This window comes from Candidatus Electronema sp. JC, from assembly GCF_048287365.2.
GTDB lineage: Bacteria > Desulfobacterota > Desulfobulbia > Desulfobulbales > Desulfobulbaceae > Electronema.
This window is the reverse complement of record NZ_JBLWEM020000061.1, coordinates 44,930-54,360: the sequence shown is the minus strand read 5'-3', so window position 1 is coordinate 54,360 and position 9,431 is coordinate 44,930. Positions and strand designations below refer to the sequence as shown.

Here is a 9,431-nt window from a genome sequence, read left to right as displayed (position 1 = left end):
GGCAAAGGTTATCGGCATTAGTCAGAAAGACATTGTCATTTTCGAGAAGTATTGAGAATTTGACAGCATCTGTTTGGAGATTTATTCATCACCATAATGATAGTATTTTATTTAATTGATCACTTATGGTTCACATTTACCGATCTGGCTGCCGTCCGTGGAGTAAAGACAGACGAAAGGCCGGTTCAGATTGTGCAGACCGCTGTCAACTGTCACCCACGCCGTGCGGGCATTGTTGTAGTCCGTGTTGATGGCGGTCACAACCTCCTGCTGGTCAAGGATGCGCGACCACGGCACCACAGAGCGGATTTGACCGCCCATCATGCGCGGCAGGCCGAAAATCATCCCGTCGCCGGAAATCTCCCGCAGATACTGGCGGCCTCGGCGCAGGGCGATTTCCCGCCTGCGGACTTCGATAATTTTGGCGAATTCGACGTAAGCGGCCGATTCCTCGTTGAAGAAGTGGCAGCCCTTCGTCTGCAATGCGCCGTAGTTCCCGCCGAACATGCACTCGCGCAGGAAAACATCGTTGCCGTCCCGGTCTTCGGTGGCATGGCCGTTGAAATACTGCTCCGAGCCGTAGTAGATGCAGGGCACGCCCAAAGTTAGGACATTCACCGCCAGCACGTTCAGCAGCACTTTCCAGCCTTCGTTGTCAGCGCAGAAACGGCCCTTTCTGTTGCCTTTCCGCACTTGGTCGTGATCGTCGAACAGAGTCACCACCTTGTTGCGGAACCAAGTGTGCGACTCCTTGCCGACCAAGGTTGAGTTGCGGAAAAGATTGAAGTAATCTTCAGGATTCCTGTAGCCTTTGACCATGTACTCCAGCTTGTCCGGGATGTCGTCAACGCCGAGAGCCGCATCAAGACCGGTCTGCTCCAGCGTGTTGAAAGCCCGGCTCCTGCCGCCGGTGATTTCACCGATGAGGAAGAATCGCTCTTTGCCTATGCTCTGGGTGAATTCATGGATGACCGAGGCGAAATAGCGGGTTGCGCCGATCTCCATGTGCTTGACGGTGTCCACCCGGAAGCCGTCCACATCCGCCAAGGCGATCCAGTACTTGTAGGCGGCGGCCAGCACCTCCAAGGCCCGTGACGGCACGTAGTGATCATCCGGGCCGCTGCCATGACGCACATCCTTCAGGTCGCAGAAATCGCCTTCCAAAAATTCGGGATGATAATCCCAGCTGTTGATTCGTCCTTTACGGGTGAACGTGGCCGGTTCTTGCAGCTCCAGCGGAAAAACTGCCGCGTCAGGATTAGTTGTCGCCTCGGCCCGGAAGGGCACCGTCGGCCTGCCCTCAGCGTCGTTGAATCCGGCCACATCGTAGAGCCTGCCGTCCCAGCGCGGATCGTAATAATTCGTGCCCGCCACGGGATAGCGGTCTGGGTTGTAGGAAAAAACATTGCCGGTGTGATTGAGGATGATGTCCAAAATCACGTAAATCCCCAGCTCATGCGCCTTTTCAACCAGCGTGACCAGCTCCTCTTTGGTGCCGAAATGCGGATCAAGCTCCAAGAAATTCTGAATGCCGTAGCCATGATAGGTCTCAAGGAAATTGACCTGCTTGAAAATCGGACTGACCCAGAGGGCGGTGATGCCCATGCGCTGGAGATAGCCCAGCTTGCCGATCATCCCCTTCAGGTTGCCGCCCTTCCAGCCCTGCCCGTTACGGACCCATTGTTCGCGGGAAATGTTGCTGGCTTGGCTCAAGGTGAAGAGCGGCGTGCTGCCGTCTGTGACCAATGCGCCGCTGTTGTCGCGGTAATTGCTTTCCTTGCCGTCGGAAAAACGGTCAACCATCAGGAAATAGAAGACCTGATCCTCCCACGCCGCCGGAGAAGGCGTGTACGTTCTCCCTGAAGTCAAGCTGGTAAAATCAACCTCTGCCATCCGTGCGATCTTCATAGCCAATCTCCTTTGCAGGCCATGCTTTTTATTGTTTGCGCCGCCTGCCTGCAATCAAGCAGGCCCGCAAACTGCGTTTTTTCAAACGTCCAACAGAATACTCCTTTCTGCTTATTTGCAACAGGCTCTTTTGCGTCAAAAAAGGGAACTTTCACCTCAGAAAAAACAAAGGGGGCAGTTTCCGCTGCCCCCTTTTCCATCACATCCGCTCCGGCGCGCTCACGCCGATCAGCCCCAGCCCGTTGGCCAAGACCGTTTTCACGCCCCTGCACAGGCAGAGCCGCGCCGCTGTCAGCTGCGGATCCTCAGTCATCACCTTGTGCTTGTTATAGAAGGCGTGGAACTGTCCGGCCAAATCCATGAGGAAGAAGATCAGCCGGTGCGGGGCCAAGTCTTCCGCCGCGTCGGCGATCAAACCGGGATAGGCGGCCAGCGTTTTGAGGAGCTGATACTCCTCCGCCTCCTTGAGCTGGCTCAAATCCGCGCCAGCAGGCTCCGGCAGGGCGATGCCGCGCTCTTCAGCCAGCCGCTCGATGGAGCAGAGCCGGGCGTGGCCGTATTGCACATAATAAACCGGGTTCTCTTGACTCTGCGCCTTGGCCAGCTCCAGATCAAATTCTAACTGCGAGTCAGCTTTGCGCATCAGGAAGAAGAAGCGGAGCGCGTCCGTGCCGACCTCGTCTACCAGCTCATCCACAGTGATAAAGGAAGCCTTGCGGGTAGACATCTTCACCTGCTTGCCGCCGCGCATTAAGGTGACAAACTGGTGCATGATTACCTGCACCTTGGATTTGTCGTAGCCAAGGGCCTCGACTCCGGCCAGTACGTCCGGCACTGTGGCGATGTGATCTGAGCCAAAGACGTTGATCATCCGCTCAAAGCCGCGCCGGAACTTCTCGCGGTGATAGGCGATGTCGGGCAGGCGGTAGGTCGGCTCGCCGGTGTTCTTGATGATCACCCGGTCCTGCGCCTGGCCGAACTCGGTGGTCTTGAACCAAGTCGCGCCTTCCTGCTCGTAGACCAGCCCTTTCGCCCGCAGCTCGGCCACCACGTCCTCGATCAGGCCGTTCTCGTAGAGGCTGTGCTCGTTGTAGTAGGAATCGAAGCTGATTCCGATGCGCTTCAGGGTCGCGTCAATGTCGGCAAAAATGGCCTCCTGCGCCCGCTTGCGGAAGACATCCAAATCCGCGTTCTTGAAGCCCTCGCCCGCCTCGTCAATCATGCCTTGGGCGATGTCGTACATGTAGCCGCCCTGATAGCCGTCTTCCGGGAATTCGTTCGGCAGGCCGAGCTTTTCCAAGTAGCGCGCCTTGAGCGACGCGCCGAGCACGCGCATCTGCCGCCCCGCGTCGTTGAAGTAATACTCGCGGGTTACGTCATAGCCGACCGCTACGAGCAGGCTGGCAACCGAATCGCCGAGCACCGCGTTGCGGCCATGCCCGACAGTCAGCGGGCCAGTCGGATTGGCACTGACAAACTCGACCATCGCCTTGATGCTTTTGCCAATATTGCAGAGGCCAAATTTCTCTCCCTGCTCGGCAATCGGCGCGAGTACGGAACTCCAGACCGCCGGGTTGAGGAAGAGGTTGACAAAGCCCGGCCCGGCGATTTCCACCTTGTCTACAAGGGCGGCATCCTGCCGAAGCAGAGCGGCCAGCTGCTCGGCGACCTCGCGGGGCTTGCGCCGCTCCTTGCCTGCGACGATCATGGCGAAGTTGGTGGCGAAATCGCCCTGGCCCTCGTGCTTGGGCGTTTCCAGATTGTACAGGCCAGCAGCGGCAGCAGACCAGAGCTTTTGCTCCACGCCCTGCTGGAAGCAGTGGTCAAGAAGGTTTTTCAGTCGTGATCGGATCATAGGAGAATGCTCGTGTTGTCGTGGCAGTGTTTTGATGGATGGCATCTATCTACCTGCCGCTTTGGGAAAGCGCAAGTCTTTTTCTGCCGCTGCGGTCCGCCGAGTTCTTCTTGACAGGGCATCTGTTTGATCAGGCGGGATTCCGGGGCGATGCGTTTTCTGCACGAGTTTGTTTTTTGATGAAATATCAAGCTGTTTTGTCGATCAGATAGGCTTTTCGGCTCGGCAAGACAAGAGGGCGGATAAACAGCAGAGGAGCTGTGTTTATTCGGGAAGGAATGCTGTTTAACAGGAAAGGAATACTATCGAACAAGAAAGAAGTTCGGTTTATCAGGCAAGGAGTCTGGATAAACAAGAAAGCAGTGCTGTTTATCCGAGAAAGAGTTTTGTTAAACAGAAAAGGAATATTTTCTATCCGCAAAGAAGCGTTGTTTATCAGGCAAGGAATGCTATCAAACAGTAAAGCTCCGCTGCTTGGTGCGCAAGCTGTCCGGTCAAGCAGTTTTTTTTTTGCGCTGCCTGCTTTTTTTGTTTGACAAAACCTTGGCAAACGGTTTACTATTTTTCGTGAAGTTTTCCTTCATCCTTCCCAAAGAGGCGTTCTCATGGCCTACCGTCGCAAATCTTCAGAAATCATCGCCGAGGCGCAGGAGCGCAGCGGCAACCTGCGGGCAATTGATCCGAACTTGGACTTGGGCAACAATCTCACGGTTGCGGCCTATGATGCCAAGATTGCCGAGACTCAGGCTGCCTTGGATGCCTACAATGGTCATCTTGCTCAGGCTGATGCGGCAGGCAATGACTTTCAGGCGTTGGAGAAGGAGCTTCGTGATTTTTCCTCGCAGATGCTTTCCGGGGTGAAGGTGAAGTACGGCAGGGACAGCAATCAATACGAGATGGCGGGCGGCAAGCGGTTGAGTGAAATCAATCGGCATCCGCGTGCGAACGGGAAGAAAACGGGGGATGGAGGGGAAGACGGGCAGTGAGGTTTTGTCGGGTGGTTTCATCTGAGGGCAACAGAAAAAATGTAGTGAAAAGTAACTGTAAATCGTAGTTAATCCAAAACGAAAGGAGATGCAACGACCATGGCAACGCAAAGCACTCAAACAAAGTTTACAGAATCCCAAGTTAAAGAGCACATTCAGCGCATCGAGAAGGTAACTGAGAAGCATAGTTCCGAGAACAGGGAAGAACACTTTACATGCGTTACACCGGATGAAATCGAGAGGAAGCTCAAACGTGTCAACTCTCCAATGATTGTATCGCAAGGATGGGGTTCTGCTGCTCCGGGCGGCACAGTCAACTACAGTCTCGGTATCTATAACCCGGATCCAACACAGGCCATCTGGCTATTTGCTCATGTTTGGGTCGGTTCTGGAAATATTGATCCAACTGTCGGCACGTTTCTACAGAACATCGACACTCGCTTTCCCCGTTTAACGGAGCCATCATCTTCGGGCCTGGCCTTGGCGGCTGGTGCCTCGACGACGCTTAATTTCTCTTTGGTAATCCCAGCCACGATTGAGCGAACGAACTACCTTGGCAACAGTTGCCTGATGAGTCTTAATTGGCACGATATTGGGACGTATCTCGATCGCGGTGTTTTTGTATTTCGAGTTGTGTAGCGCGGCAGGTTGGGATAAGGAAACGAATCCCAACCAAAAAGCTTCATCTTGTCAGTATATAGAGCATCCAGATGCCCTGAATCCTCCGTCGAATTCAGGGCGTTTTCTTTTCCGCCGCCACCATTCACCTTGCCCCGCCTGCCCGCATCAGGTACCATTCTCTTGTGGAAGCTCTGATTGAATGGGCGAATTTATTGTCAGGAAAAATTTTGCAAGTGCATTTGCAGGAGAAACAATATGACAAAACTGCTTGAACACGCATTTCAAGAGGCATCCAAGCTCCCTGATATGCAGCAAAATATGATTGCACGACTGCTGCTGGATGAGTTGTTGGCAGAAAAAAAATGGGATTTTTTGTTTGCTGAATCTGAAGATTTTTTAGCAGCCCTTGCCGATGAAGCTCTGAAAGAACACCGCGCAGGCAAGACCAAGCCTTTAGATTTGGATTCGCTGTGATTTCGGAGACGACAGAGAAGTTTTGGAAGTTGTATTCCGCTTTGCCAGCAGATATCAAAAAGCAGACAAAAACTGCGTATTTCCAATTCAAAAACAATCCCTATCACCCAAGTTTGCAATTCAAACGGGTTCATTCCAGCAAACCTGTTTATTCAGTACGGATAAACATTGACTATAGAGCCGTAGGAATTGTTGATGACGCTGCAATTGTTTGGTTTTGGATTGGCTCTCATAGAGAATATGAGAAAATATTGCAAAAGTTATAGCCAAAAAATAAAAACGACATCATGCTGACAAAAGAAAAGATCGTTGAAATTCTAAGGGAAAAATATCCGTACCTCATTGCAAGGTATGGCGTGAAAAGGCTGGGCCTGTTTGGTTCTTATGCCAGAGGTGAGCAGACCGAAGACAGTGATGTTGATCTTGTGGCGGAATTTGAACGTCCTATCGGTCTCAATTTTATTGAGTTCGCAGAATATATCGAAAATATCCTTGGTAAGAAAGCGAATATTCTGACCCCTGAAGGCGTGAGACGGATAACAGTGCAAAAAATAGCACGGAATATTGAGCAAAGCATCATCTATGTCTGAAAGATCGGACAGCGATTTCCTGAGTCACATCAAGGAGGCCGTGAAACGGATAGCTGCGTACACTGGAGCAATGCGCTCCTCTGATTTTTTTGTGGATATAAAGACGCAAGATGCGGTTGTCCGCAATCTTGAGATCATTGGAGAGGCAACAAAGAATCTGTCCTGATGAAATCAGGAGAAATCATCCTGAAGTCCCATGGAAAAATCTTGCCGGAATGAGAGACAGGCTTATTCATCAATATTTTGGCGTGAATCTTGATATCGTCTGGGATGTCGCAAGAGAAGAATTGCCGCAACTGCTTCTGCATATAAAACGCATTGAAGCACTGTTGCAGGATGAAGGAAATTGAATCAAGTTCAAGATAGCATAGTTAATGAAAAAACAGTTGCGGTGGATCACGAGCTAGGCCATCAGCTCATTTTAGTTGTGTTCTTAGCGGAATCTCACGATACAACATCTCCAACGTAACAGCGCAGCCAACCGTCTCAAACAGCAGCGCATCTTCCGGGCGCATCAGCCGCTCGTACTCCCATTTCCCATCCTGCCGCCGCCGATATATCTCAACCTGCATCACATTCTGACTGACCAGCACATATTCCTGCAACGACGGCACAGACTGATAATGCAGAAATTTCTGCCCCCGGTCGTATGATTCCGTTCCTGCTGAAAGCACCTCAACAATGATTTCGGCATCCTTCGCCATATCATCGGCAAGGTATGCCGCTTCATTGCAGATCACCATCACGTCAGGATAGACATAATGCCCGTGCGCTTCAATGAGCAGACGGAGATCAGCCATGCACGGCGTGCATTTTTTGCCGTCAAGATGCCGCACCAGCTCCGCCAATATCCGGCTGGCGAGCAAATTATGCCAGCGGGTGCCGCCCGCCATAGCAAAGCATTCCCCCTGATACCATTCATGCTTTTCTGTCTGCTGACGTTCAGCAGCCAAATATTCCTCTTCGGAAAGAAGATACTGTTCAGCAGCTTGCATAATTGACCTTCCCACACTCTCATCAATGAAACTATGAATGAAAACAGACTGATGTTCGTCAGCATCCCGCAGCGAATCATGCCGAATATTTACATGCTGATTGGTGGAAACGCAAGGTGTTGCCCCTGAGCCGCGCCGGTGTTCTTGACGATCATGGCGAAGTTGGTGGCGAAATCGCCCAAGCCGTCGTGCTTGGGCGTTTCCAGATAATGTTGCCCGCTGTGTCGCTTTGTTGCATTGCCGCCGCAGGGTTTCTGCATCAGCGCGGCCACAGGGGGCCGCGCCCTACGCCATCTCCCGCGCATCCTTCATCAGCTTGTAGTTGACCGCATCCTCCAGAGCCTGCCAGCTCGCCTCAATAATGTTGAAGGACACGCCCACGGTGCCCCACTGGCTGGCCGCATCGCGGCTTTCCACCAGCACCCGCACTTTGGCTCCGGTGCCGTGCTCGCCGGAGAGGACGCGCACTTTGTAGTCAATCAGCTCCATCTCATCCAAGCGGGGATAGAAGCGGCGCAGCGCCTTGCGCATGGCCTTGTCCAAGGCGTTGACCGGGCCGTCGCCGAGCGAGGCGGTGTGCTCCTCCTGCCCGTCCACGGTCAGGCGGATGGTGGCTTCGGTCAGCGAGGAGGTGTCGATGAGCCGCTTGCTGTTCATCACCCGGAAGCTCTCCAGCTTGAAGAACTGCTGCTCAAGGCCCATCGCCCGCCGCATGAGCAGCTCAAAGCTCGCCTCGGCGCCTTCGTACTGAAAGCCCTGATTCTCCAGCTCCTTCAGCTCGCGGATGATCGTGCTCATGGCCGGGTCGTCCGGCTGCAAGTTCAGGCCGTACTTGACCGCCTTGTGCAGCACGTTCGACTTACCCGCCTGATCAGAAATGAGGATGCGTCGGACATTGCCCACCTTTTCCGGGCTGATGTGCTCGTAGGTGATCGGGTTGCGCTGCACCGCGCTGACATGGATGCCGCCCTTGTGGGCAAAGGCGGACTCGCCCACATAAGGCTGGTAGCGGTTGTGCGGCAGGTTGGCTAATTCGTTGACAAAGCGGGAGGTGAAATAGAGCTGGTCAATGTTCTTGCCCACCTCGGCTTCCAGTCCCATCTTGCAGATCACTGCCGGGATGATTGAGGTCAGGTTGGCGTTGCCGCAGCGTTCGCCATAGCCGTTGATCGTGCCCTGCACCTGCCGCACACCAAGTGAAACGCCCATCAGCGCGTTGGCCACGCCGGTTTCGGAGTCGTTGTGCGGATGAATGCCGATCTTGACCGTGCTGCCCAGCTCGCGCAGGAATTCCTTCACCCGCTCGATGATTGGCGGTATCTCGTGCGGCAGCGTGCCGCCGTTGGTGTCGCAGAGGGCTAAAGTCTCGGCTCCGCCCTTGACCGCCTGCGCCAAGGTCGCCAAGCAATACTCCCGGTTGTTCTTGAAGCCGTCAAAGAAATGCTCGGCATCGTAGATCAGATGCCGGACATGCGGACGCAGAAAAGCCAGTGAATCCTCGATGATCTGGAGGTTGTCCTCTAACTGGATGCGCAAGGCATCGTGGACATGGATATCCCAGCTCTTGCCGAAGATGGTTATTGCCGGAGTCTTGGCCGCCAGCAGGGCTTGCAGGTTCGGGTCCTTGTCCGGCGGATTCTGGAAATGCCGGGTCGAGCCGAACGCGGCCAGCTTGGCATGGCGCAGCTCAATGCCCTTCATCTTCTCGAAATACTCCACTGCCAGCGGGTTGGAGCCGGGCCAGCCGCCTTCGATGAAGTCAATGCCGAGCTTGTCCAACTGCTTGGTGATGCGGATCTTGTCGTCAACAGAGAGATTGAAGTTCTCGGCCTGGGTGCCGTCCCGCAGGGTGGTGTCGTAAAATTCGATAGTCATAGTCTTCTTCCGGCGATATAAGGAAAGGGGGGAAAATGCCGCAGGTTTGATCATAAATGAACATCCCGGCGGACGCAACGAGTTTGTCTGCCGCTGCGCTCGCGCTTTGGTGAAAAAAACGGCGCGG

Annotated in this window: 14 protein-coding genes; 8 read left to right on the top strand and 6 right to left on the bottom strand. The window is 53.7% G+C overall.

What is annotated here, in order from left to right:
• Window positions 1-123: 123 nt before the first annotated feature.
• From ACNKH3_RS10075 to argS, 3 genes are read right to left on the bottom strand one after another with little or no spacing between them, the layout of a single operon-like run.
• Entirely contained in the window at window positions 124-1,908 is a 1,785-nt protein-coding gene (locus tag ACNKH3_RS10075) for an alpha-amylase family glycosyl hydrolase (protein ID WP_420209138.1), read from the bottom strand.
• Window positions 1,905-2,108, bottom strand: coding sequence for a hypothetical protein (locus tag ACNKH3_RS10070; RefSeq protein WP_420209137.1), 204 nt, complete (start codon window positions 2,106-2,108; stop codon window positions 1,905-1,907). Before ACNKH3_RS10070 ends, ACNKH3_RS10075 begins: the two co-directional genes overlap by 4 nt.
• Window positions 2,108-3,763, bottom strand: a complete 1,656-nt coding sequence (gene argS / locus ACNKH3_RS10065) for an arginine--tRNA ligase (protein ID WP_420209136.1) — start codon at window positions 3,761-3,763, stop codon at window positions 2,108-2,110. The genes ACNKH3_RS10070 and argS overlap by 1 nt, the downstream gene beginning before the upstream one ends.
• 260 nt (window positions 3,764-4,023) lie before the next feature.
• Here argS and ACNKH3_RS10060 point away from each other — a divergent pair, with 260 nt between their 5' ends.
• The 8 genes from ACNKH3_RS10060 to ACNKH3_RS10025 all read left to right on the top strand — a co-directional run bounded on the left by ACNKH3_RS10060 (window position 4,024) and on the right by ACNKH3_RS10025 (window position 6,784).
• Window positions 4,024-4,299: a hypothetical protein gene (locus ACNKH3_RS10060; RefSeq protein WP_420209135.1), complete on the top strand. Its 276-nt coding sequence runs from the start codon at window positions 4,024-4,026 to the stop codon at window positions 4,297-4,299.
• Between the two features lie 69 nt (window positions 4,300-4,368).
• Entirely contained in the window at window positions 4,369-4,749 is a 381-nt protein-coding gene (locus ACNKH3_RS10055) for a hypothetical protein (RefSeq protein ID WP_420209134.1), read from the top strand.
• A 99-nt stretch (window positions 4,750-4,848) separates the two neighbouring features.
• Window positions 4,849-5,388 carry a hypothetical protein gene (locus tag ACNKH3_RS10050; protein WP_420209133.1) on the top strand — a complete coding sequence of 180 codons (540 nt, stop codon included), beginning with the start codon at window positions 4,849-4,851 and terminating at the stop codon, window positions 5,386-5,388.
• A gap of 237 nt (window positions 5,389-5,625) precedes the next feature.
• Window positions 5,626-5,844: a hypothetical protein gene (locus ACNKH3_RS10045; RefSeq protein ID WP_420209132.1), complete on the top strand. Its 219-nt coding sequence runs from the start codon at window positions 5,626-5,628 to the stop codon at window positions 5,842-5,844.
• Window positions 5,841-6,110, top strand: coding sequence for a hypothetical protein (locus ACNKH3_RS10040; RefSeq protein WP_420209131.1), 270 nt, complete (start codon window positions 5,841-5,843; stop codon window positions 6,108-6,110). Before ACNKH3_RS10045 ends, ACNKH3_RS10040 begins: the two co-directional genes overlap by 4 nt.
• A 21-nt stretch (window positions 6,111-6,131) precedes the next feature.
• Complete coding sequence (locus ACNKH3_RS10035) at window positions 6,132-6,434, top strand: nucleotidyltransferase family protein (protein ID WP_420209130.1); 303 nt, start codon at window positions 6,132-6,134, stop codon at window positions 6,432-6,434.
• A complete protein-coding gene (locus tag ACNKH3_RS10030) occupies window positions 6,427-6,600 on the top strand; it encodes a DUF86 domain-containing protein (protein WP_420209129.1) in 174 nt (57 codons plus the stop codon). Before ACNKH3_RS10035 ends, ACNKH3_RS10030 begins: the two co-directional genes overlap by 8 nt.
• Complete coding sequence (locus ACNKH3_RS10025; protein ID WP_420209128.1) at window positions 6,572-6,784, top strand: DUF86 domain-containing protein; 213 nt, start codon at window positions 6,572-6,574, stop codon at window positions 6,782-6,784. The genes ACNKH3_RS10030 and ACNKH3_RS10025 overlap by 29 nt, the downstream gene beginning before the upstream one ends.
• Window positions 6,785-6,850: 66 nt before the next feature.
• Here the strand turns inward: ACNKH3_RS10025 and ACNKH3_RS10020 are convergent, their stop codons facing one another.
• From ACNKH3_RS10020 to cimA, 3 genes are all read right to left on the bottom strand, one after another.
• A complete protein-coding gene (locus ACNKH3_RS10020) occupies window positions 6,851-7,429 on the bottom strand; it encodes a Uma2 family endonuclease (RefSeq protein ID WP_420209127.1) in 579 nt (192 codons plus the stop codon).
• An 89-nt stretch (window positions 7,430-7,518) separates the two neighbouring features.
• The gene (locus ACNKH3_RS10015; RefSeq protein WP_420209126.1) at window positions 7,519-7,689 is read right to left on the bottom strand and encodes a hypothetical protein; all 171 of its coding nucleotides are present in this window, start codon (window positions 7,687-7,689) and stop codon (window positions 7,519-7,521) included.
• Between the two features lie 25 nt (window positions 7,690-7,714).
• Window positions 7,715-9,304, bottom strand: a complete 1,590-nt coding sequence (cimA, locus tag ACNKH3_RS10010) for a citramalate synthase (RefSeq protein WP_420209125.1) — start codon at window positions 9,302-9,304, stop codon at window positions 7,715-7,717.
• Between the last annotated feature and the right edge of the window lie 127 nt (window positions 9,305-9,431).